20 protein-coding genes and 1 pseudogene are annotated in these 21440 nt (G+C 72.6%); 14 read left to right on the forward strand and 7 right to left on the reverse strand.

Going from position 1 to position 21440, the window contains the following annotated elements:
* Positions 1 to 112 precede the first annotated feature (112 nt).
* The 4 genes from DEJ08_RS17140 (at position 113) to DEJ08_RS17155 (ending at position 3626) form a co-directional block, all read left to right on the forward strand.
* Entirely contained in the window at positions 113 to 943 is an 831-nt protein-coding gene (locus DEJ08_RS17140) for a hypothetical protein (protein ID WP_071406181.1), read from the forward strand.
* Positions 940 to 1431, forward strand: coding sequence for a SprT-like domain-containing protein (locus DEJ08_RS17145; protein ID WP_111053712.1), 492 nt, complete (start codon positions 940 to 942; stop codon positions 1429 to 1431). Before DEJ08_RS17140 ends, DEJ08_RS17145 begins: the two co-directional genes overlap by 4 nt.
* 47 nt (positions 1432 to 1478) lie before the next feature.
* Positions 1479 to 2174, forward strand: coding sequence for a CGNR zinc finger domain-containing protein (locus DEJ08_RS17150; RefSeq protein ID WP_111053711.1), 696 nt, complete (start codon positions 1479 to 1481; stop codon positions 2172 to 2174).
* Positions 2175 to 2366: 192 nt separating this feature from the next.
* The gene (locus DEJ08_RS17155) at positions 2367 to 3626 is read left to right on the forward strand and encodes an Nramp family divalent metal transporter (RefSeq protein ID WP_111038472.1); all 1260 of its coding nucleotides are present in this window, start codon (positions 2367 to 2369) and stop codon (positions 3624 to 3626) included.
* A gap of 29 nt (positions 3627 to 3655) precedes the next feature.
* Here the strand turns inward: DEJ08_RS17155 and DEJ08_RS17160 are convergent.
* Together DEJ08_RS17160 and DEJ08_RS17165 are read right to left on the reverse strand one after the other, a co-directional pair.
* Positions 3656 to 3964, reverse strand: a pseudogene (locus DEJ08_RS17160) (DUF427 domain-containing protein); the annotation flags it as partial.
* 36 nt (positions 3965 to 4000) lie between these two features.
* Positions 4001 to 4606 (reverse strand): 2-phosphosulfolactate phosphatase, encoded by a 606-nt coding sequence (locus tag DEJ08_RS17165; protein ID WP_258366978.1) that lies wholly within the window; start codon positions 4604 to 4606, stop codon positions 4001 to 4003.
* A gap of 91 nt (positions 4607 to 4697) precedes the next feature.
* Between DEJ08_RS17165 and DEJ08_RS17170 the strand changes: the two genes are divergently transcribed.
* From DEJ08_RS17170 to DEJ08_RS17185, 4 genes are all read left to right on the forward strand, one after another.
* On the forward strand, positions 4698 to 5336 hold the full coding sequence (locus DEJ08_RS17170; RefSeq protein WP_071406184.1) for a GNAT family N-acetyltransferase: 639 nt from the start codon (positions 4698 to 4700) through the stop codon (positions 5334 to 5336).
* A 71-nt stretch (positions 5337 to 5407) separates the two neighbouring features.
* Positions 5408 to 5890 (forward strand): hypothetical protein, encoded by a 483-nt coding sequence (locus tag DEJ08_RS17175; protein WP_071406185.1) that lies wholly within the window; start codon positions 5408 to 5410, stop codon positions 5888 to 5890.
* Positions 5891 to 6022: 132 nt separating this feature from the next.
* On the forward strand, positions 6023 to 6595 hold the full coding sequence (locus DEJ08_RS17180) for a DUF1684 domain-containing protein (protein ID WP_051597091.1): 573 nt from the start codon (positions 6023 to 6025) through the stop codon (positions 6593 to 6595).
* 10 nt (positions 6596 to 6605) lie between these two features.
* Positions 6606 to 6965 (forward strand): GntR family transcriptional regulator, encoded by a 360-nt coding sequence (locus DEJ08_RS17185; protein ID WP_035809483.1) that lies wholly within the window; start codon positions 6606 to 6608, stop codon positions 6963 to 6965.
* Positions 6966 to 7107: 142 nt separating this feature from the next.
* Here the strand turns inward: DEJ08_RS17185 and DEJ08_RS17190 are convergent, their stop codons facing one another.
* Positions 7108 to 7935 (reverse strand): endo alpha-1,4 polygalactosaminidase, encoded by an 828-nt coding sequence (locus tag DEJ08_RS17190; RefSeq protein WP_258366981.1) that lies wholly within the window; start codon positions 7933 to 7935, stop codon positions 7108 to 7110.
* Positions 7936 to 8227: 292 nt separating this feature from the next.
* On the opposite strand from DEJ08_RS17190, the gene DEJ08_RS17195 reads away from it, so the two are divergent.
* Both DEJ08_RS17195 and DEJ08_RS17200 read left to right on the forward strand, forming a co-directional pair.
* Positions 8228 to 9838, forward strand: coding sequence for a DEAD/DEAH box helicase (locus DEJ08_RS17195; RefSeq protein WP_111032224.1), 1611 nt, complete (start codon positions 8228 to 8230; stop codon positions 9836 to 9838).
* A 265-nt stretch (positions 9839 to 10103) separates the two neighbouring features.
* Entirely contained in the window at positions 10104 to 10307 is a 204-nt protein-coding gene (locus tag DEJ08_RS17200; RefSeq protein WP_027466762.1) for a CsbD family protein, read from the forward strand.
* Between the two features lie 88 nt (positions 10308 to 10395).
* Here DEJ08_RS17200 and DEJ08_RS17205 read toward each other — a convergent pair whose 3' ends face one another.
* Complete coding sequence (locus DEJ08_RS17205; protein WP_071406188.1) at positions 10396 to 10938, reverse strand: NUDIX hydrolase family protein; 543 nt, start codon at positions 10936 to 10938, stop codon at positions 10396 to 10398.
* 73 nt (positions 10939 to 11011) lie between these two features.
* Here DEJ08_RS17205 and DEJ08_RS17210 point away from each other — a divergent pair, with 73 nt between their 5' ends.
* Positions 11012 to 11632 carry an alpha/beta hydrolase gene (locus DEJ08_RS17210; protein WP_111053708.1) on the forward strand — a complete coding sequence of 207 codons (621 nt, stop codon included), beginning with the start codon at positions 11012 to 11014 and terminating at the stop codon, positions 11630 to 11632.
* A 71-nt stretch (positions 11633 to 11703) separates the two neighbouring features.
* On the opposite strand, the gene DEJ08_RS17215 is transcribed toward DEJ08_RS17210, so the two are convergent.
* Positions 11704 to 12378 carry a PadR family transcriptional regulator gene (locus DEJ08_RS17215; RefSeq protein WP_111053707.1) on the reverse strand — a complete coding sequence of 225 codons (675 nt, stop codon included), beginning with the start codon at positions 12376 to 12378 and terminating at the stop codon, positions 11704 to 11706.
* Between the two features lie 160 nt (positions 12379 to 12538).
* Between DEJ08_RS17215 and DEJ08_RS17220 the strand changes: the two genes are divergently transcribed.
* Together DEJ08_RS17220 and DEJ08_RS17225 are read left to right on the forward strand one after the other, a co-directional pair.
* A complete protein-coding gene (locus tag DEJ08_RS17220; RefSeq protein ID WP_111053706.1) occupies positions 12539 to 17305 on the forward strand; it encodes an Lhr family ATP-dependent helicase in 4767 nt (1588 codons plus the stop codon).
* A gap of 50 nt (positions 17306 to 17355) precedes the next feature.
* On the forward strand, positions 17356 to 18135 hold the full coding sequence (locus DEJ08_RS17225) for an Fpg/Nei family DNA glycosylase (protein ID WP_111053705.1): 780 nt from the start codon (positions 17356 to 17358) through the stop codon (positions 18133 to 18135).
* Here the strand turns inward: DEJ08_RS17225 and DEJ08_RS17230 are convergent.
* Positions 18126 to 19040: a LysR family transcriptional regulator ArgP gene (locus DEJ08_RS17230; protein WP_111053704.1), complete on the reverse strand. Its 915-nt coding sequence runs from the start codon at positions 19038 to 19040 to the stop codon at positions 18126 to 18128. The two genes, DEJ08_RS17225 and DEJ08_RS17230, sit on opposite strands and share 10 nt — an antisense overlap.
* A gap of 69 nt (positions 19041 to 19109) precedes the next feature.
* Between DEJ08_RS17230 and DEJ08_RS17235 the strand changes: the two genes are divergently transcribed.
* Positions 19110 to 19841, forward strand: a complete 732-nt coding sequence (locus DEJ08_RS17235) for a LysE/ArgO family amino acid transporter (protein WP_220035427.1) — start codon at positions 19110 to 19112, stop codon at positions 19839 to 19841.
* Positions 19842 to 19938: 97 nt separating this feature from the next.
* On the opposite strand, the gene DEJ08_RS17240 is transcribed toward DEJ08_RS17235, so the two are convergent.
* Positions 19939 to 21414, reverse strand: coding sequence for an APC family permease (locus DEJ08_RS17240; protein WP_111053702.1), 1476 nt, complete (start codon positions 21412 to 21414; stop codon positions 19939 to 19941).
* Between the last annotated feature and the right edge of the window lie 26 nt (positions 21415 to 21440).

A 21440-nucleotide genomic window follows, 5' to 3' on the forward strand; every position in this document is an offset into this window, starting at 1 on the left:
CGGCACGGCGGGCCGTTCGTCGTCCCGGGCGGCACGCGTGCACGGCCGCACCCGCGCAACCTGAGCGCGTCGCACCGACCGCTCCCGGGAGACCGCGGCTACCCTCGAACCGATGTCCCTCCCGCCCGACGACCGCCAGCAGCCCGACCTGTCCGACCGTTCCCGTGAACCGCGCCACGCGGCTCCCGTGACGGCCGGAGTCAGCCCGGGCAGCACCTTCGCGCCCATCAGCCTGCGACCCGCGGTCGACGTCGACGCCGTGCACCAGCGGCTCCGTGACCTCGGCCAGAGCCGCAGCACCGACGCCCTCGCCGAACGCGCCGAACTCCTCCGCCTGCTCGGTCGTCTGGACGAGTCGCTCGTCATCGCGGAAGAGGTGTTCCGCCTCGCAATGTTCACCGGGGAGCGCCAGGACAAGGTCGCCGCGCGGATCCGTCGTGCGCACGTCCTGCACGACCTCGGGCGGCACGACCGCGCCGCCACCGAGGCCGCCATGGCCCGCGACACCGCCGCCACCGAGGAGTGGCCCGAACTCGAGGGCGCCGCAGCCGAGATCGAGGGCTGGTCGCTGTTCGAGAACGACCGATTCGACGAGGCCCGCGCCGCACTCTCGCGGGCGTACCAGGCCTTCCGGCAAGCGGGGGCGCCGTCCGAGCGCACCGACGCGTTGCGCACCGCGGTCGAGGCCGCCATGCGGGCCTCGATCACCAACCCGGCGGAACCGTCCGACAAGCCACGGACCGCCCGCGAGGTCGCCGCCCGCCGTGCCGAGGACGAGGAACCCACCACCCGCGTCGCCGAGCCGGTGAAGCAGGTTCCGCCGATCCGCCGCCGCGTGCTCGGTGCGCCCGACGCCGCACGGACCGAGGCCGACGACATCTGGGGCCGGATCGCGGCCCGGGCAGCGAAGAAGGGCCAGGCCGACCCTCGCGCCGAGCAGTGACCGCGCTCGAGACCGTCCGGCTCCGTGCCGAAGCGCTCATCGCCGAACACCTCGGTGCCGGCACGTGGGCGTTCGGCTTCGACCACGCCAAGACCCGCGCCGGGCAGTGCGACTTCGCGCGGAAGCGGATCACGGTGAGCCGTCACCTGGCCACCCGGTTCTCCGACGACGACGTCGAGCAGGTCCTGCTGCACGAGGTCGCGCACGCACTCGCCGGCGCCCGGGCGGCACACGGACCGAAGTGGAAGCGCACGGCTGCGGCGATCGGGTACACCGGCTCCCGGCTGCACGACGGGCCGATCGCCAGCGAGCTCGCCCCCTGGATCGGCACCTGCCCCGCGGGGCACGAGCACTTCCGGTACCGCACGCCCACCCGTCCCCTGGCCTGCGCCCGCTGTTCCCGGCGCTTCGATGCCCGGAACGTCATCACCTGGCGGCGCCGGACCGCCGACGACGACGCGGCCTCGATGGCGTCGACTACCGCATGAGGGTCCCGACGCACGGAGGCGCGCCGGTAACCCGTTAGCCTGGGCGGATGCACACGGGGCAGCACATCCGCACGGACGCCGGTTCCTCCTGGTTCTTCGACGCCGGACGGATCGCGCTCGACTTCGCGCACACGGGTGGCTTCGCCGACGACCCCACCGGACGCCGACCGCGGTCGCAGCTCGGGGAACTGCTCGCGAGCCCGGCCGACCTGGACGAGTGGCTCAGCGAGCACACCGAGCCGATCGACGTCGGTGCCAGCGCCCGCGAGCTGCAGGACGCCCGGGCCCTGCGTGCCGCGATCGCCCGGCTCGCCGTGGCCGCCGCCCCCGCGCCGGCGAGCACCGCCGCGGAACGCACCGCCGTGGCGGCGGGCCTGCGTGCCGGGGCCGGCCGCACGCGCCCCGCGCCCGACGACATCGACACCGTCAACCTGTTCGCCGCCCTGCCGGACGTGCCCCCGAGCCTCCCGGGTGGCCGACGCCGTGCCGGAGCCAACCGGGTCCGCCTGGCGCAGGCCCTGTCGAGCGTCGCGCGCGACGCCGTCGCGCTCTTCACCGAGGTCGGCTTCGACGACGTCGAGGCCCACGGCCGGCCGACGCGGCTGAGCCGCTGCTCGGCCGAGGACTGCGGCCTGGTGTTCTACGACTCGTCGCGCGGTGGGACCCGACGCTGGTGCTCGATGCAGCGGTGCGGCAACCGGGCGAAGGTCCGGGCGCACCGCGCTCGCCGCGCCGCGGAGTGACCACGAGCTGAGCACGAGCGGTCACGACACCCCGCGCACCCGCGCCGAGCGGTCACCAACCGTCGGCTGGCGGCCTCCCAGCCGACAGGTCTTGACCACCCGACGCACGCACGCGCGCGCGGCGACCGGCGAGCACAACGACCCGTCGAAGAAAAAGATTCGGGACGCCGAATTCTCTGGCAGGATCGGTGCATGACCGACACTGCCAGCCCCCGGCTCGACGAGCATCCATCCGGTGCCCCGCGTCGCCGCGCAGCCGGGCTCACCCTGCTCGGACCGGCCTTCGTCGCGGCCATCGCGTACGTCGACCCGGGCAACGTCGCCGCCAACCTGACCGCCGGCGCCGAGTACGGGTACCTGCTGCTCTGGGTGCTCGTGGCCGCGAACGCCAGCGCCGTGGTGGTGCAGTACCTGTCCGCCAAGCTCGGGGTGGTGACGGGCAAGTCGCTGCCCGAGCACCTCGGCCTGCGGATGCGGCGCACCCCGCGCCTGCTGTTCTGGGGCCAGGCCGAGATCGTCGCCGCCGCGACCGACATCGCCGAGGTCATCGGCGGCGCGCTGGCGCTCTACCTGCTCTTCGGTCTGCCGCTCGTGGTCGGCGGGATCATCACCGGGCTCGTCTCGATGCTCCTGCTGACCCTGCACAGCCGCCGGGGCACGCGCCTGTTCGAGACCGTGGTGACGGCGATGCTCGCGATCCTGACGGTGGGCTTCTGTGCCGGACTGCTGTTCGCCCGGGTGTCTCCGGCCGACCTGGTCGCCGGGCTCGTGCCGCGGTTCGAGGGCTCCGGGTCGGTGCTGCTGGCGGCCTCGATGCTCGGCGCCACCGTGATGCCGCACGCGGTGTACCTGCACTCGGCGCTCGCCCGGGACCGCCACGGGGACGTCCCCGCCGGGCCGGAGCGTCGCCGGGTGCTCGTCGCGACCCGGTGGGACGTCGGGCTCGCGCTGATCGTCGCGGGTGGGGTGAACATCGCGATGCTCGTCCTCGCCGCGGCCACCCTGCCGGGCGTCGAGGGCACCGACTCCATCCCCGGTGCGCAGCGCGCCATCGCCGAGAACGTCGGCCCGGTCGTCGGGGTGCTCTTCGCCGTGGGCCTGCTCGCGTCCGGCCTGGCCTCGACCTCGGTGGGCTGCATGGCCGGCGCGGAGATCATGCAGGGGCTGCTGCACGTGCGGATCCCGCTCGTGGCCCGGCGCGCGATCACCCTGGTGCCGGCGATCGTGCTGCTCGCACTGAACATCGACGCGACGATGCTGCTCGTGGTCAGCCAGGTGGTGCTGAGCTTCGGCATCGCCTTCGCGATCGTGCCCCTGGTGGTCTACACCTCGCGACGGAGCGTGATGGGGACCGACGTGAACGCCGCGACCACCCGCGTGGTGGCGTGGGTGATCGCGGCGGTCATCGTGGCGCTCAACGTCGCGCTGGTCGTGCTCACCCTGACCGGCTGAATCGCAGCCGGTCAGGGGGCGACCGGTCGTCAGTCGACGACCTGGACGTCCTTCCAGAACGCGACGTAGCCCGAGTAGTCCTTGCCGACGCGCTCGAACGACGACGGGATCGGCGTCGGGTACGACCACGCGCGGTCCTGCAGCGCCTGTCCGTCGACGTTCACCGTGAAGTACTGGGTGTCGCCCTTCCACGGGCAGTGGTACTGGGTGGGGCTCTCGGTGAAGAGCTCGGTCTTCACGCTCGACGGCGGGAAGTACCAGTTGCCCTCGATCTTGATGAGGTCCTCTTCGGGGGCCTCCGCGATCACCGTGTCGCCCACGACTGCCTTCATGGCGTTGCTCCTTCGCTCGCTGGTTCCGTGACGGGGCGAACGCTACGCGCGCTCCCCCGATTCCCGCAGGACGGGCAGGTCGGGGCCCGCAGCGAGCGCCGCGTGCACGTCGTCACGACTCAGGACGGCGGCTCCCTCGGACGCGCTGACCAGGTGCCGCACGGCACGGCGCAGCCCCGTGTACGCCGCGCAGGCCGCAGCGGCCTCGGGTGAGGTGTGGTCGATGCCGACCTCGGTGAGCGCGTCGACGACGGCTCCGGCGGCGAGCAGGTCCTCGACGGCGAAGTCGGGTGCGTCGGCCACGTCGACGGACTCCCCCGCCGCCTCGGCCGCGTCGTCGAGGACTGCGGAGTGGTGCAGCCCGGCGGCCACGATCGCGACGACGCACCGGTCACCGCGTGCGGCCTGGAGGCCCGTCACGCGTTCCGCGACCGCCGCCGCGTTGCCGAGGTGGCCGAGCACGACCTCCGGCCCCTGCGGCAGCTGGGCGGTCACGTTCCGCAGCGCGCGCCGCTGTGCTGCGGCGTCGGGGGTCGGCGGCAGGGCGTCGACCCAGACGAGCAGGTGGGTGCCGTGGACGATCCGTGCCGCACCTCCGGGACCCCACGCGAACCGGACCTGGTACTTCTCCTGGGTGCGTTCTGCCACGTCCGTCACGATAGCCGCCCGGGCGATGCTGTCCTTCTCCACAGGGTCGCCGTCCGACCGGGTTCCACCAGGGTCGCCAACCCTAGGATGCATGGTCATGGAGATCGCCCCCGTACCCACCCTGACCGGCGACCGTGTGACGCTCGAGCCCCTCGGGCAGGAGCACGCGGAAGACCTGCGGGCGGCGGTCGCGGACGGCGATCTGTGGCGCACCTGGTACACCTCCGTGCCCGCCCCGGCACAGGTCGAGGCCGAGATCGACCGGCGGCTCGCCGAGCACGAGGCCGGACGCATGGTGCCCTTCGCCGTGCGGGACCGCCCGACCGGACGGGTGGTGGGTGCGACGACCTTCATGAACATCGACCCGGGCAACCGCCACGTCGAGATCGGCAGCACGTTCCTGGCCCGGTCCGCGCAGCGCTCGGGGATCAACACCGAGTCGAAGCTGCTCATGCTGTCGCACGCGTTCGAGGCCTGGCAGTGCATCGCGGTCGAGTTCCGCACCCACTGGCACAACCTGCAGTCCCGGGCGGCCATCGCGGGCCTCGGCGCCAAGCAGGACGGCGTGCTCCGGAACCACGCGATCGGCCGTGACGGCACGCTGCGCGACACCGTGGTGTTCTCGGTGATCGCGTCGGAGTGGCCGGCCGTGCGGCTCTCGCTGGCCGAGCGGCTCCGGCGGCACGACCGCGCCGAGGGGTCCCGCCGCCGGTCGGCCCGGCACGCCTGAGGCGTCGCGCCTGCGTCGTCGCCCAGCGGGCCACGGCGCACCGTCCAGCCCGCGGGCGTAGCGTCACCGCCATGCACGTCGGCCTCAGGATCGTCCTCGACGCGCCGGTCGACGCCGTGCGCGATGCCCTGCTGTCCCCCTCCGTGATGGTGGCGGTGACGAAGCCGTTCCTGGCGTACCGCTCGCGTGATCCCCAGGGGTTCCCGGAGCGCTGGGAGCCGGGGCACCCGCACCCGATCACCGCGGACGCCTTCGGACTGGTGCCGAGCGGCGACACGCACGTCGACCTCGACCTGTACGAGGTCCGGGGAGTCCCCGTGCAGCGAGACAACGGCGGCGGCACGTCCGGGTTGTTCGGGCGGATGACGATGTCGCACCGGATGGCCGTCGTCCCCGCGCCGGGTGGCCGGACCCTGCTGCTCGACCGCCTGACCTACCGGATGCGACCGGCCGTCCTCGGGCTCGCCCTGTGGCCCGGCATGTGGGTCATCTGGCAGTGGCGGGCGTTCCGGATGCGCGCCCTCGCGCCCACCTGGCGGACCGACGGCGAGTGACGCGACGCGGGTCGGGCCTCCCGTCCACCGCGGAGCGGGCGTAGCCTCGACCACGTGAGCCAGACGCGCCCCCAGGAGCCGACGACCGACGACCGCGTGCGCAGCGTGCTGGCGACGACGGATTGGCGGCGGATGACGTTCGACCTGTACCGCCGCGTCCGCGCCACCCCGGACCCCCAGACGGCGCACGCGCTCTGGCGCGAGACCCGTGACGCGATGTTCGCGGAGCACCCCGCCTCGCCGCTGCTCGACGAGGACGCTCGCGACTTCGAGTCGCTGCCGGTGCCGGACTACGACCCGGCGTGGCGGTTCCAGGTCCGCATCGAGGCCACGGAGCCCGCCGAGTTCGACTTCGAGACCGGCACCGACGGCGTCGTCCACTTCGACCGGCTCGGCCTCGTGCGGGTCCCCGGTGTGGGCACGCTCGACGTCTGGAAGCACGGTGGCTACGCGGGCGGGGTGTTCGTCCCCGTCAAGGACGCCAGCGCCGGCAAGGCCCGCGGCACCTACGGCGGCGGGCGCTACCTGCTCGACACCATCAAGGGCTCGGACCTGGGCGGCGACGACCTCGGGTCGCTCGTGCTCGACTTCAACTTCGCCTACAACCCGTCGTGCGCGTACGACCCGGCGTGGGCGTGCCCGCTCGCGCCTCCGGGCAACACCGTGCCGGTCCCGATCCCCGTCGGCGAGCAGTACGACTTCTAGGGTGGAACGCATGACAGGACTCGTCGCCCTCGACGTCGGTGGCCGCGTGCCGCCGTTCGAGCAGGTCCGATCGCAGATCGCCGCACAGATCACCGCCGGGTACCTGGTGGACGGCGAACGGCTGCCGAGCGTCCGTGGGCTGGCGGACGAGCTCGGGCTCGCCGCCGGCACCGTCGCGAAGGCCTACCAGCTGCTCGAGGAGGCCGGGCTCGTGCACACCGCGCGGGGCGCCGGTACCCGGGTGGTGCGGCCAGCGGCGGTGCCGGACGCCGTGGCCGAGGCCGCTCGTGCCCTGGCCGCCGCGGCGCGCTCGGCGGGGCTGTCGGCGGACCAGGCGGCCACCGCGTTGCGCGAGGCCTGGCCGGCGTAGCGGGCGCGGGTGGCTGCGCTGGCGGGGCTGGCGCTTCCGGGCGTACCTGGTCGTTCCGGGCGTACCCGGTCGGAAGTTCTGACCCGGTACGCCCGATCCGACCAGGCATCGCAGGCGTTCTGGGAAGGAACGTCCCGAGCGCTCAGCAGTGCTCGTACACGTACGCGTCGTCCTTCGGGGTCACCAGGTCGCGGTCGCGCAGGATCGTCATGGCCGGACGGCTCTTCAGCCCGCAGACCGACCCCCACGAGCGCTCGAGGGTGTCCGAGTACTCCACGTCGATGACCCGCCCGCCGTAGGCCTTCGTGTACGCAGCGCACTCCCGGTACTGCACGCACTCCTCGGCGACGACGAAGTCGAACCCGGTCTGCTTCCGGCCGGACGCCCCGAGCTGCGGCGTGTTCTTCTGCCCGACGGCCAGGCCGTGCCGGTGCCCCTTGGCGACGAGCGACTTCGCGAGCGCCAGGTTGCCGGCACGGGTGAGCCGCTTGCCGCTCCGGGTCCACGAGTCGAGGTTGTCGAACTCCACGGCGTCGAACCCGCGGTCACCGCAGCGGGCGACGGTCTTCGCGAGCACCTTCGTGATCAGGGCACGCTTGGCCGCGGTCCGGGTGTCGAGGAGCATCTCGTCCGGCCACCCCGGGTCGGAGACCGGCTTGCCCGCGCGGTCGCGGAGGATCGCCGACGGGTACGACTTCTTCCACGTGCGGGCGGCCTCGGGCTGCGTCTGGAACCCGTTGACGTAGCAGATGTTGTACTTGCCCTTCGCGGGGCGGTCGGTGCTGTCGCGCTCGACGATCGTCACGCCGGAGGGCGGGGTGTACCCACCGCCGAGCTGGTAGTCCACGCGGCCCGAGGTCGGCAGGTTGCGGTAGCTCCCGGCCGCGCTGGTCGTGGCGGCCTCGGCGCAGCCGGCGGTGCCGAGGACGGCCACCAGGGCCATCGCGGTGGTCAACAGGACGGATCGCATGCGCACCCCGGAATCCTCGCACGCGCAGGGCGAACGACCCCGCCCTCGCTGTTCCGGGGATGTGCACGCTATGCTGGTCGTACTCGAGGCGCCGATCGCCTCGTGCGTCGTACGGACGCCCCGAACTCCCGACCACCTGTCTCCGGACTCTGGTCGATGATCGAGCACCTCACGAAGGTGCCCAGGCTTCTCTGCTGCGGCGACTGCGCCAGCCACATCCGTTGGCGCATCCCGCCCGCGCGCTGCCTCAGAGCGCGCCCACAGCCGGACTGCTCCGGCTCGAAAGGTCACCATGACCACCGAAGACATCCGTTTCTCCGACCTCGGCGTCCCCGCGCCGATGGTCTCCGTCCTCGCCGACCAGGGCAAGGACATGGCGTTCCCCATCCAGGCGGACACCCTCCCGGACTCCCTGCAGGGCAAGGACGTCCTCGGCCGCGGCCGCACCGGCTCCGGCAAGACCATCGCCTTCGCGATCCCGCTCGTCGCCCGCCTCGCCGCCAGCGGCCGCAAGCGCCGCGCCGGTCGCCCTCGCGCCCTGGTGCTCGCACCGACGCGTGAGCTCGCGACGCAGATCGACGTCGCCCTCGCCCCGCTCGCCAAGGCCATGGGCCTCAACACCACGACCATCTTCGGTGGCGTCGGTCAGGGTCGTCAGGTCGACGCCCTGCGCGGCGGCGTCGACGTCGTGGTCGCCTGCCCGGGTCGCCTCGCCGACCTGATGCAGCAGGGTCACGTGAACCTGGGCGACATCGAGGTCACCGTCCTCGACGAGGCCGACCACATGGCCGACATGGGCTTCCTGCCCGGCGTCACCAAGATCATGCAGGCGACGCCGGAGAACGGGCAGCGACTGCTGTTCTCCGCCACGCTCGACAACGGCGTGGACAAGCTCGTCAAGAAGTTCCTGCACAACCCGGTGATGCACTCCGTCGACGAGGCGAACAGCCCCGTCGAGGCGATGACCCACCACCTGTTCGAGGTCGCCGACGCCGACGCGAAGAAGCACCTCGTGAGCGCCCTCGCCTCGGGCAACGGTCGCCGCATCCTCTTCATGCGCACGAAGCACCACGCCAAGCGCCTCGCCAAGCAGCTCAGCAGCCAGGGGATCCCGGCCGTCGACCTGCAGGGCAACCTGTCGCAGGGCGCCCGTGAGCGCAACCTCGCGAAGTTCTCCTCCGGTGAGGCCCTCGTGCTCGTCGCCACCGACGTCGCCGCCCGCGGTGTGCACGTCGACAACGTCGAGCTCGTCGTGCACGTCGACCCGCCCACCGAGCACAAGGCCTACCTGCACCGCTCTGGACGCACGGCGCGTGCAGGTTCGTCCGGTGACGTCGTCACCGTGACGATGCCCGCCGAGCGTCGCGACGTTGCGCAGATGATGCGTGCAGCCGCGATCAAGGTCACGCCGCAGCACGTCTCGGCGACCTCCCCGGCCGTCACCGCGCTCGTCGGCGAGGTCGCTCCGATCCGCCACGTGGCCGAGGAGCAGCCCACCCAGCAGCGTCAGCCCAAGCAGCGCTCGGCCGAGTCCGCCGGTGACGGCGGCGGTCGTCGCCGTGGTCGCGGCGGTCGGTCTGGAGGCGCGGCGCAGCCCGCGCGCTCCGGCTCGGCTGGCGAGTCCGCCGGTTCGGCCGGGGGCCGTCAGGGCCGTCCGGCCCGTGGCGCACGTTCCGAGGGCGCCGGGCGCTCCGGTGCCGCGGCCGCCGGTTCGACCGGTGGCCGCCGCAGCGGCGGCAACCGCCGCTCGGGCAGCAGCGACGTCGTGCGCGGCGGCTCGTCGGCCGTCTGGTCGTCCGAGGGCGGCTACGCCGCGGGTCGGTCCGGCAACGAGTCGGGCGGCAACCGTCGTGGTGGCTCGCGCCGCGCCTCCCGTCCGGCCGGCGCTGCCGACCGCCACTGACCTGCGCGGGCTGACCCACGCGGTCTGACCTGCTCGGCCTGACCCCGTCGGCCTGAGCGCGTCGATGCCCGCAAGACACCGGTGTCCACGTTTCGAACCCCCGCATCCCGGGGTGTGATCCGTGAACACCGGTGTTTTGCGTGCCTGCGCTGGCGAACCTTGGCGGGGGCTGGGGGTGGGGTACTCCACCGGGCGTACGGTCTGCTTCACCGGATGCCGCGCAAGCGGCTGACGGGGAACACGTCCGCTTCTGGAAGGAGTGCCTATGGCTGGCATCGATGACATCAAGAACGCCGCTGAGAAGGCGGCAGGCAAGGTCAAGGAAGCCGCCGGCAACGCGACCGGTAACGACCGCTTGAAGGCCGAAGGCCAGACCGACCAGGGCAAGGCCTCGGCAAAGCAGGGCGTCACCGACGTCAAGGACGCCGCGCACGGCGTCGCCGACAGCTTCAAGGACGACAAGCACTGAAGCCGGTTCGCAACCGCGCTGCGAAGCCCCCGGATCCGATCGGATCCGGGGGCTTCGTCGTGCGCCGGGCGCGGACGCCCCGGTCGGACTAGTGGAGGGCGCCGACCGATGCCAGACCAGCCCGCAGCAGTGCGCCACGGCCGCCTTCCATCTCGTCGGCGACGGCGTCGGACGCGGCTTCCATCGGGGTCATCCACGTGAGCTCGAGGGCGTCCTGCCGGGGCTCGCACGTCCCCGTGACGGGGACGACGTACGCCAGCGAGATCGCGTGCTGCCGCTCGTCGGTGTACACCGAGGCGCCGGGCAGCGGGAAGTACTCGGCCACGGTGAACGGCGTCGGACTCGAGGGCAGCTGCGGGAACGCCATCGGCCCGAGGTCCTTCTCGAGGTGGCGGAACAGCGCGGTGCGGATCGACTCGCCGAACATCACCCGACCGGACACCAGGGTGCGGGCGATCGAACCGCTCGGGGAGACACGCAGCAGCACGCCGACCTCGGTCACGACGCCGAGGCCGTCGGTGCGGACAGGGACCGCCTCGACGTAACAGATCGGCAGACGACGGCGGACGTTCGCGAGCTCCTCGTCGGACAGCCAGCCGGAGTCGGGATCGGGGGTGCGCAGCGAGGACATGCACCGTGTCTACCAGGGACGGCGGCGAGTTCGGCGGAAGGCGCGGGAGTTGGGGATGGTTAGCGTTGTCCACATGATCGATGCGGACCTGGTGCAGTGGACCCGGAGTACCTCGGACAGGCGGAGCACACCCCTGCTCGTGGCGATGCACGGGGTCGGGTCGAACGAGCACGACCTGCTCGGCCTCGCCCCCGCGCTGCCGCCCGCGTGGACGGTCGCGTCACTCCGCGCGCCGATGCCGTGGGGGCCCGGCTTCAGCTGGTACCCGCTCGGCACGCCCGGCTCCCCCGCGCCCGAGGCGGTGGACGCCGCGACCGCCGAGGTGCTCGACTGGATCGACTCCGTCGCCGCCGACCACCCGCGGATCGGGCTGCTCGGGTTCTCGCAGGGCGGCTCGATGGCGCTCCAGCTGCTGCGCGCCCGGCCCGCGGCGTTCGCGTTCGCCGTGTCGCTGTCGGGGTTCGTCGTGCCGGGCGTCACGGACTCCCGCGACGAGGCCGTGTCGGCCGTGCGGCCGCGGGTGTTCCTGGGGCACGGTGACCTCGACCCGGTGATCCCGCCCGAGGCCACCGCCCGGACGCAGGCGTGGGCCGCAGCGCACACCGACGTGACCGACCGTTCCTACGCGGGCCTGCCGCACGCCGTGTCGACGGCGGAGCTGGCGGACGTGGCCGCCTTCGTCGGCGCGGTGTAGGCGCACGACGACGGACTGGAGGCCCGGTGCCAGCTGGCACCGGGCCTCCTGTCCGTCATGGGTGACGTCCGTCAGTCGGCCAGGATCTGGAGCAGGTCCTTGCGGAGCTGGTCCACCTTGGCCGTGGCGGCCTTGGCCTGTTCCTCGGTCGCGGTGCTGCGGTACATCTGCAGGACGCCCATGGTCTTCCGGAGTGCCTCGAAGAACTCGCGCTGGGCGTCCGGGATGCCCGGGGCCCCGTCGAGTGCCGCAGCGATCTCGTCGGCCTTGGCCTCGGTCTCGGCCTTGCCGGCGTCGGTGAGCTCGAAGAGCGTCTTGCGGCCGTCGCCCGACGAGACCACGAGGTCTTCGTCGACGAGCTGCTGGAGCGTCGGGTAGACCGAGCCGGGGCTCGGCTTCCAGGCGCCGCCGGTGCGCTCGGCGATGGTCTTGATCACGGCGTACCCGTTCTGCGGGCCCTCGGCCAGCAGACCGAGGATCGCGAGACGGACGTCACCGCGGCGACGGCGTTCGCGGCCGAAACCGGGCCCGCCGAAACCGGGGCCGAAGCCCATGCCCGGGCCGAAGCCGGGGCCGAACCCGCGGCCACCGAAGCCGCGGCCGCCGTGGTCGTGGTCACCGCGGTCACGGCCGGGGAAGCCGGCGCCGTGGTGCTGCCGCGCGCCGCCGAAGCGGGGGCCGCGCGGGCCGAACCCGCGCTGGTCGCGGGAGGACGTGTTGCTGTTGTCGTCATACGAGGGGCGCATGAGGAGTCCTTTCGTCGTGCTGAGTCGGCTCGCGACCGGTCTGACCTGATCGTCTTCGTCGTATCGCGATGTGTTTACGATAGATCGGTAACTATCGCTTTGTCAAGGGGGACGTGCGCTCGGCCTGCTGTCGGTGGTGGCGGGCAGGATGGGACGGACCATGACGGACGTCTTCGAGCGCTTCTCCCCCGCGACCACCGAGTGGTTCCGCGGCGCCTTCGATGCACCGACACCGGCGCAGGCCGGGGCGTGGGACGCCATCTCGACCGGGCAGCACGCACTCGTGATCGCCCCGACCGGCTCCGGCAAGACCCTGGCGTCGTTCCTGTGGTCGATCGACCGGCTCATCAGCGCGACGGACCGTCCACCGGCGAAGCAGCGCACGCGCGTGCTCTACGTCTCGCCGCTCAAGGCCCTGGGCGTCGACGTCGAGCGCAACCTGCGGAGCCCGCTCGTCGGCATCACCCAGACCGCACGCCGCCTCGGCACCGAACCGCCCGACGTCACGGTCGGGGTGCGCAGCGGTGACACCCCGTCGTCCGACCGGCAGAAGCTCCTGCGCCAGCCGCCGGACATCCTCATCACCACGCCCGAGTCGCTCTACCTGATGCTCACCTCGCAGGCGCGCGAGACCCTGGTGAACGTCGACACCGTCATCGTGGACGAGGTCCACGCGGTCGCCTCGACCAAGCGCGGCGCACACCTGGCCGTGTCGCTCGAGCGCCTCGACGACCTGCTCGACAAGCCCGTGCAGCGCATCGGGCTGTCCGCGACCGTCCGCCCACCGGAAGAGGTCGCCCGGTTCCTCGGCGGCCGTGCACCGGTGACGATCATCGCGCCGCCCGCGCAGAAGACCTTCGACCTGCGGGTCGTCGTGCCCGTCGACGACATGACCGAGCTCGGGGCGCCGCCGGTGGGTGCGGACGCGTCCGAGTCGCCGACGAACGGGTCGATCTGGCCGCACGTCGAAGAACGTGTCGTCGACCTGATCGAGGAACACCGCTCGACCATCGTGTTCGCGAACTCGCGGCGGCTGGCCGAACGACTCACGGCTCGGCTCAACGAGATCCACGAGGAACGCGTGCTCGCCGCCGCCGGTGACGGCGTGCTGGTGCCGGCGGGTGCGTCCCCGGACGACGACGGCCTGCCCGTGGCGCAGGGCCGACCGCAGTCACCGGCCCGCACCTCGGCGCACGCCGTCGCACCCCAGGGGGCCAAGCGCCCGCCGGCGCAGCTGATCGGCGGGTCCGGGCAGACCGGCGGCGGGGGCTCGGACGCCTCCGTCCCGGTGCTCGCCCGCGCACACCACGGCTCGGTGTCGAAGGACCAGCGCGCGATCATCGAGGACGACCTGAAGTCCGGTCGGCTGCGGTGCGTCGTCGCGACGAGTTCACTCGAGCTCGGCATCGACATGGGCGAGGTCGACCTGGTCGTCCAGGTCGAGGCGCCGCCCTCGGTCGCGAGCGGCCTGCAGCGCGTCGGTCGTGCCGGCCACCAGGTGGGCGAGATCTCCCGCGGCGTGCTGTTCCCGAAGCACCGCGCCGACCTGGTCAACAGCGCGGTCACGGTCGAGCGGATGGTCACGGGCCAGATCGAGTCGATCTCGGTGCCGGCGAACCCGCTCGACGTCCTGGCGCAGCACACCGTGGCGGCCGGGGCGATCGACACACTCGACGTCGAGCACTGGTTCGAGCTCGTGCGGCGGAGCGCCCCGTTCAGCGGCCTGCCCCGATCGGCGTTCGAGGCGACGCTCGACCTGGTCACGGGCCGGTACCCGAGCGACGAGTTCGCCGAACTCCGGCCACGGCTGGTCTGGGACCGCGTGCACGGCACCCTGACCGGGCGCCCCGGTGCGCAGCGCCTCGCGGTGACGAGCGGCGGGACGATCCCCGACCGCGGCATGTTCGGCGTCTTCATGGTCGGCGAGAAGGCGTCCCGCGTCGGCGAGCTCGACGAGGAGATGGTCTACGAGTCGCGCGTGGGCGACGTCTTCGCCCTCGGTGCGACGAGCTGGCGGATCGAGGAGATCACCCACGACCGCGTCGTCGTGAGCCCGGCGTTCGGGCAGCCCGGACGCGTGCCGTTCTGGAAGGGCGACGGCATCGGCCGGCCCGCCGAGCTCGGGCGGGCGACCGGTGCGTTCGTGCGCGAGGTCGAGGGCGCCTCGGACGACGACGCACGCGCCCGCGTCGCCGCCGGTGGACTGGACGAGCGCGCGATCACCAACCTGCTGACCTTCCTGCGCGACCAGCGCGCGGCCACCGGTCACGTGCCGAACGACACCACGCTCGTCATCGAGCGGTTCCGCGACGAGCTCGGGGACTGGCGGCTCATCCTGCACTCGCCCTACGGCATGCAGGTGCACGCGCCGTGGGCCCTGGCGGTCGCCGCACGGCTGCGCGAACGGCACGGCATCGACGGTGACGCGATGGCGGCCGACGACGGCATCGTCGTCCGCATCCCGGAGACCGACGCCGAACCGCCGGGTGCCGACCTGTTCGTGTTCGAGCGCGACGACCTCGAGGCCCTGGTCACCGACGAGGTCGGGGGCTCGGCGCTGTTCGCCGCGCGGTTCCGTGAGTGTGCGGCGCGCGCCCTGCTGCTGCCCCGACGGAACCCCGGGCAGCGGTCGCCGCTCTGGCAGCAGCGGCAGCGGGCCTCGCAGCTGCTCGAGGTCGCGCAGAAGTACCCGACGTTCCCGATCGTGCTCGAGACCGTGCGCGAGGTGCTGCAGGACGTCTACGACGTGCCCGCGCTGCTCGGGATCGCCGACGACATCGCCGGACGTCGGATCCGCCTGGTCGAGACGGAGACCGAGCAGCCGTCGCCGTTCGCCCGCTCGATCCTGTTCGGGTACGTCGCGGCCTTCATGTACGAGGGGGACACCCCGCTCGCCGAACGCCGGGCAGCGGCCCTGTCGCTCGACTCGACCCTGCTCGGCGAGCTGCTCGGCCGTGCGGAGCTGCGTGAGCTGCTCGACCCGGCGGTCATCACCTCGGTGGAGCGCGACCTGCAGCGGCTGTCGCCGGACCGCCGTGCCCGTGACGCCGAGGGGCTCGTGGACGTGCTGCGGCTCGTCGGCGCGCTCGACCTCGACGAAGCGGTCGACCGGAGTTGGCTCGCCGACACCGCCGACCGTCCAGCGGCCACCGCCGAACTGCGCAGCACGCTCCAGGTGTTGGAGCGGGACCGCCGAGTGCTGTCGTTCTCGCACGCCGGGGCGACGCGCTGGGCCGTGATCGAGGACGCCGCCCGTCTGCGGGACGCCCTCGGGGTCCCGCTGCCGATCGGTGTGCCCACGGCGTTCGTCGAGCCCGTGGCCGACCCCCTCGGTGACCTGATCGGCCGCTACGCCCGGTCGCACGGGCCGTTCTCCGCGCAGGAGGCCGCCGGTCGCCTCGGGCTGGGCATCGCCGTCGTGCAGGACACCCTGCGCCGACTCGTCGCCGACCGCCGGGTGGTGGAGGGCGAGTTCCGACCCGACCGCCAGGGTGCCGAGTGGTGCGACGCCGAGGTCCTGCGACGGATCCGCACGAAGTCACTCGCAGCGCTGCGGCACGAGGTCGAACCGGTCTCGCCGGACACCCTCGCCCGCTTCCTGCCCGCGTGGCAGCACGTGCAGACACCGGGGACCCGCGGCGGGCTCCGTGGCGTCGACGGCGTCCTGCAGGTGATCGACCAGCTCGCCGGGGTCGCCCTGCCCGCCAGCGCCTGGGAGACCCTGGTACTGCCGTCGCGCGTCACCGACTACTCGACGAGCATGCTCGACGAACTCACCGCCACCGGCGAGGTCCTGTGGTCCGGCGGGGGCACCCTGCCGGGCAACGACGGATGGGTGCGCCTGCACCTGGCCGACACCGCGGCGACGACGCTCGCCGAGCCCTCCGGTGACGAGACGACCGAACTGCAGCGGGACGTGCTCGGCGCCCTGGCCGGCGGCGGCGCGTACTTCTTCCGGCAGCTCGGCCAGGCCGTGGGCAGCAGCGACGACCAGGCGCTCACCACCGCGCTGTGGGACCTGGTCTGGGCCGGGCAGATCACGAACGACACGTTCGCCCCGCTGCGCTCGATGCTCGGTGGCAAGGCGAAGAGCTCGAGTGCTCCGCGGGCTCGGGCCTATCGTGGCCGACGGCGTCCGACGATGCCGACGCAGTCCGGGCCGCCGTCCGTCGGGGGTCGCTGGTCGCTCCTGCCGCTGGCCAAGTCCGACTCGACCGTGCGGGCCGCGGCGACCGCCGAACAGCTGCTCGAACGCTACGGCGTCGTCACCCGCGGTGCCGTGCAGGTCGAAGGTGTCCGCGGCGGCTTCGCCGGGGTGTACCGGGTGCTCTCGCGGTTCGAGGAGTCCGGCCGGGCTCGTCGCGGGTACTTCGTCGAGGGACTCGGCGCGGCGCAGTTCGCCACCGGCCCGACCGTCGACCGGCTGCGGACCTACGCCCGCGAACTCGGCGACGACGAGCGCGACGACCCGGACCGGAAGCGCGAGGCGCTCACGCTCGCCGCGACCGACCCGGCGAACCCGTTCGGGGCCTCGCTGCCGTGGCCGACGGGCGACGCCGATCCCGCGGTTCCGGACGATGCCGTCGCAGCCGGTGTGGAGAGCACCGGCGCGAACGATGCGGCAAGCGGCGCGAAGGCCACCCGGGGTCACCGGCCCGGGCGCAAGGCGGGTGCCCTCGTCACGACCGTCGACGGCAAGCTCACCGTGTACGTGGAGCGCGGTGGCAAGTCGGTGCTGACCTTCACCGACGATGCCGCCGACCTCGCTGCCGCGGCGGCCTCGATCGCCGGCATCGTCCGGACCGGGCTGCGGAAGCTCTCGGTCGAGCGGGTCGACGGGGACTTCGTGCTGGAGACGCCGCTCGGTGGCGCGCTCCGGGCCGCGGGGTTCACGGCGACCCCGCAGGGGCTGCGGCTCCGTGTGTGAGGCGAGCCGCGCCTCCCGGCAGTGCAGCGACCACCTGCCGGAGGTGACCCGTGCCTGAAGGCGACACCGTCTACCGGGCTGCCCGCCGCCTGCACACCGCGCTGGCGGGCAAGGTCCTGACGAAGAGCGACTTCCGGGTCCCCGCGTTCGCGACGCTCGACCTGGTCGGCCGCACCGTCGACGAGGTCGTCCCCCGCGGCAAGCACCTGCTGCACCGCATCGGCGACCTGACCGTGCACTCGCACCTGAAGATGGAGGGCCGGTGGGACGTCTACGCGCCCGGTGACCGCTGGCGACGCCCCGCGCACCAGGCCCGGGCGATCCTGGACGCCGAGGGGGTCTCCACCGTCGGCTTCGCCCTCGGAGTGCTCGAGGTCGTGCCGCGCGACCAGGAGTCCGAGGTCGTCGGACACCTGGGGCCGGACCTGCTCGGCCCAGACTGGGACGCCGACCTGGCGCTCGCCAACCTGACCAAGGACCCCGAACGCCCGGTCGGGCTGGCGCTGCTCGACCAGCGGGTGCTCGCCGGACTCGGCAACGTGTACCGGAACGAACTCTGCTTCCTGCGTGGCGTGCTGCCCACGCGTCCGGTCGGCCAGGTGCCGGACCCGGCGCGGACGATCACGCTCGCGAGCCGACTGATCCTGGCGAACCGCGACCGCAGCGCCCGCGTCACGACCGGCGTCGACCGCCCCGGGCGACGGTTCTGGGTCTACGGCCGTGCCGGCAAGCCGTGTCTGCGGTGCGGGACACCGATCCGGCACGGCGAACTCGGCGACTCGGAACTCACCCTGCGCGACACATACTGGTGTCCGCGCTGTCAGACCTGACGCGCGGGGTGCAGTCGCGACGACGCGGTCGCACGGACGGCGTCGGTGACCCGTTCGAGCAGGGGTGACGCCAGGTTCCAGCGCTGCCACCACAGCGCTACGTCGGCGTGCCGACCCGGGGCCAGCTCGACCAGGACGCCGCTGTCGATCGCCTCGAGGCACTGTGCCTCGGGCAGCAGCCCCCACCCGAACCCGAGCGTGACCGCGCGGGCGAAGTCGGCGGAGGTCGGGACGAAGTGACGCGGGCCGCCGGGAGCGTGGCCGAGGACCTGTCGCAGGTACCCCTGCTGCAGGTCGTCGTCGCGGTCGTAGTCGACGAGCGGGACCTCGTCGAGCCGCCGGAGCATCCGCCGCTCGGTGCCGGTGTCGCCGAGGTAGCGGGCGACGAACGCCGGGGACGCCACGGCCCGGTACCGGTCGATGCCGAGTGGCACCGACGAGCAGCCCTGCACCGGATCCGCCTCGGCCGTCACGGCACCCATCACCGTGCCGGCGCGGAGCAGCTCGGCGGTGCGGTCCTGGTCCTCGCGGTGCAGGTCGAAGACCACCTCGGTGTCGGCCCGCACGAGGGCGAGGGCGTCGAGGAACCAGGTGCCGAGCGAGTCGGCGTTCACGGCCAGCGGGATCGACGGCACCACCGACGATCCACCGCCGAGGGCTCGGGAGGTCTCCTCGTCGAGCAGCCGGACCTGCCGTGCGTGCCGGAGCACGACTGCGCCGTCCGCGGTCGGGCGCACCGGGGTGGTGCGCTGGAGCAGGACCCGGCCGACCTGCTGCTCCATCGACTTGATCCGCTGCGAGACCGCCGACGGGGTGATCGCCAGCGCACGGGCCGCCGCGTCGAGCGTGCCGTGGTCGACGGCGGCGAGCAGCGTCTCGAGGTGCTCGCGCTGGAACCGGGTCATGCAGCTGAGCTTACGGGGGTGCAGGAACGTGAGCTGTACTACACCGGCACCCGGCCCTAGCGTCAGATCGTGACCTCGCTCCTGCCCCTGCTCTCCGGCCTCGGCACCGGCCTCGCACTGATCGTCGCGATCGGTGTGCAGAACACGTACCTGCTCCGGCTCGCGGTCAGCGCAGGACTCCGGGTGGTGGCCGCGGCGGTCGTGGTGTGCGCGGTCTCGGATGCGCTGCTCATCGTCGCCGGGGTGCTCGGGGTCGGCGCCGTGGTCGAGCGGTTCCCCGTGGCGCTCCTGGTGATCCGGTTCGTCGGTGCCGCGTTCCTGCTCACGTACGGGGTGCTGGCGGCGCGGCGTGCGCTGCGGCCCTCAGGGGACGCGATGCGGGTCGCCGACGAGGCAGCCGACGACGGTGTGGTGGGCGCCAGCACGGACGCGGGCGCGGGGGTGGACGCGACCACCGGCACGACGGTGGCGGCGGGGCGGACGCGCACCGCGCCTCCCGGCCAGGTGGTGACCATGCGGACGGCCGTGCTGACCATGCTCGTCTTCACGTGGGCGAACCCGCACGTCTACCTGGACACGCTGGTGTTCCTCGGGTCGGTGGCCAACCAGCAGGGCGCGGACGACCGGTGGCTCTGGACGATCGGTGCCGTCGCAGCGAGCTGCCTGTGGTTCGGGGCCCTCGGGTTCGGCGGACGCCTGCTGCGGCCGCTGTTCGAGAAGCCGCTGACCTGGCGGGTGTTCGACGGCCTGGTCGCCGTCGTGATGCTCGCGTTCGGCGTGCTGCTGCTCGTCGGCGCGTAGCGGCGGCGGCGCGCGTGGCGCACCGCGAAACGGACACAGCACCACGCGACCGCGCGGTGCTGTGTCCGGAACCTGGTTCCGGTGAGGCGGAACCGCCCTACTGCATGCGCTGGCCGACGCGGCTGTGGCGACGGCTGTAGCCGAAGTAGATGACGAAGCCGATGACCAGCCAGATGATGAACCGGAGCCAGGTCTCGACCTCGAGGTTCAGCATCAGCCAGAAGCACAGCACCGCCGAGATGATCGGCAGCACGGGCGACCACGGCACCCGGAAGGCCCGCGGGGCGTCGGGGCGCGAACGACGCAGCACGACGATGCCGATCGACACCAGGACGAACGCGGACAGCGTGCCGATGTTGATCATGCCCTCGAGCTTGTCGACCGCCGTGAACCCTGCCAGCAGCGCCACGACGACACCGGCGACGACCTGCACGCGCACCGGGGTCTGCGTCTTCGGGTTGGTCTTCGAGAACCAGCGGGGCAGCAGGCCGTCGCGGCTCATCGAGAAGACGATGCGGGACAGGCCGAGCAGCAGCACCATGACGACGGTGGTCAGACCGATCAGGGAGCCGATGGCGATGATGCCGGCGGCCCACGGCAGCCCGACGATGTTGAACGCCGACGCCAGGGACGGTGTGTCCTCCTCGGCCAGGCGCTGGTACGAGACCATGCCGGTGATGACGATGCTGACGCCGACGTAGAGCAGGGTCACGATGCCGAGGCCGATGAAGATGCCGCGCGGCAGGGTCTTCTGCGGATTCTCGGTCTCCTCCGCGCTCGTGGCGACGACGTCGAAGCCGATGAAGGCGAAGAACACCAGGGACGCCGCGGCGAGCAGGCCGAAGACGCCGTACTGGGCGGGCTCGGCACCGGTGAACCACGACACGAGGGACTGGGTCCAGACGCTGCCCTCGGCACCCTTGGCGGGCTCGGCCGGCGGGATGAACGGGGTGAAGTTGGCGGCCTTGACGAAGAACGCACCGGCGACGATGACGAACACGACGATCGCGACCTTGATGACGGTGATGACCGCCGACACCCGCGACGACAGGCGCGTGCCGAAGGCGAGGAGCACCGTGAAGATCCCGACGATGAGCACCGGCCCCCAGGTGAACGGGATCGGACCGAGCTGGATCGTGCTGGGCAGGTCGACGCCGAACACCTTGAACGCTTCGCTGAGGTAGATGCCCCAGTACTTCGCGATCACGGCGCTGGCGGTGAGGGTCTCGAGGATGAGGTCCCAGCCCACGATCCAGGCGAGCAGCTCACCCATCGTGGCGTAGGTGAACGTGTACGCGGAGCCGGCGACGGGGATCGTCGACGCGAACTCGGCGTAGCACATGATCGCCAGGCCGCACGTGACGGCGGCGAGCAGGAAGGAGATGATGACGCCGGGCCCGGCGAAGTTCGCGGCGGCGTTCGCGCCGACCGAGAAGATGCCGGCGCCGACGGCGACCGCGATCCCCATCGCGGCGATGTCGAACGTCTTCAGGGAGCGTTTCAGGGACCTGCCCTGCTCCTCGGAGTCGGCCAGGGAGGCCTCGATCGACTTGATGCGGAGCTTCGTTGCCATGGGGTGGATCCCGTCATCGGCTGGCG

Source organism: Curtobacterium sp. MCLR17_054 (assembly GCF_003234335.2).
GTDB lineage: Bacteria > Actinomycetota > Actinomycetes > Actinomycetales > Microbacteriaceae > Curtobacterium > Curtobacterium flaccumfaciens.

Coding starts and splice junctions, on each gene's coding strand:
- DEJ08_RS17180 (WP_051597091.1), top strand. CDS start 6,023: ATGACGTTCGACCTGTACCGCCGCGTCCGCGCCACCCCGGACCCCCAG.
- DEJ08_RS17140 (WP_071406181.1), top strand. CDS start 113: ATGTCCCTCCCGCCCGACGACCGCCAGCAGCCCGACCTGTCCGACCGT.
- DEJ08_RS17190 (WP_258366981.1), bottom strand. CDS start 7,935: ATGCGATCCGTCCTGTTGACCACCGCGATGGCCCTGGTGGCCGTCCTC.
- DEJ08_RS17150 (WP_111053711.1), top strand. CDS start 1,479: ATGCACACGGGGCAGCACATCCGCACGGACGCCGGTTCCTCCTGGTTC.
- DEJ08_RS17220 (WP_111053706.1), top strand. CDS start 12,539: ATGACGGACGTCTTCGAGCGCTTCTCCCCCGCGACCACCGAGTGGTTC.
- DEJ08_RS17155 (WP_111038472.1), top strand. CDS start 2,367: ATGACCGACACTGCCAGCCCCCGGCTCGACGAGCATCCATCCGGTGCC.
- DEJ08_RS17210 (WP_111053708.1), top strand. CDS start 11,012: ATGATCGATGCGGACCTGGTGCAGTGGACCCGGAGTACCTCGGACAGG.
- DEJ08_RS17195 (WP_111032224.1), top strand. CDS start 8,228: ATGACCACCGAAGACATCCGTTTCTCCGACCTCGGCGTCCCCGCGCCG.
- DEJ08_RS17215 (WP_111053707.1), bottom strand. CDS start 12,378: ATGCGCCCCTCGTATGACGACAACAGCAACACGTCCTCCCGCGACCAG.
- DEJ08_RS17175 (WP_071406185.1), top strand. CDS start 5,408: ATGCACGTCGGCCTCAGGATCGTCCTCGACGCGCCGGTCGACGCCGTG.
- DEJ08_RS17240 (WP_111053702.1), bottom strand. CDS start 21,414: ATGGCAACGAAGCTCCGCATCAAGTCGATCGAGGCCTCCCTGGCCGAC.
- DEJ08_RS17185 (WP_035809483.1), top strand. CDS start 6,606: ATGACAGGACTCGTCGCCCTCGACGTCGGTGGCCGCGTGCCGCCGTTC.
- DEJ08_RS17170 (WP_071406184.1), top strand. CDS start 4,698: ATGGTCATGGAGATCGCCCCCGTACCCACCCTGACCGGCGACCGTGTG.
- DEJ08_RS17230 (WP_111053704.1), bottom strand. CDS start 19,040: ATGACCCGGTTCCAGCGCGAGCACCTCGAGACGCTGCTCGCCGCCGTC.
- DEJ08_RS17205 (WP_071406188.1), bottom strand. CDS start 10,938: ATGTCCTCGCTGCGCACCCCCGATCCCGACTCCGGCTGGCTGTCCGAC.
- DEJ08_RS17200 (WP_027466762.1), top strand. CDS start 10,104: ATGGCTGGCATCGATGACATCAAGAACGCCGCTGAGAAGGCGGCAGGC.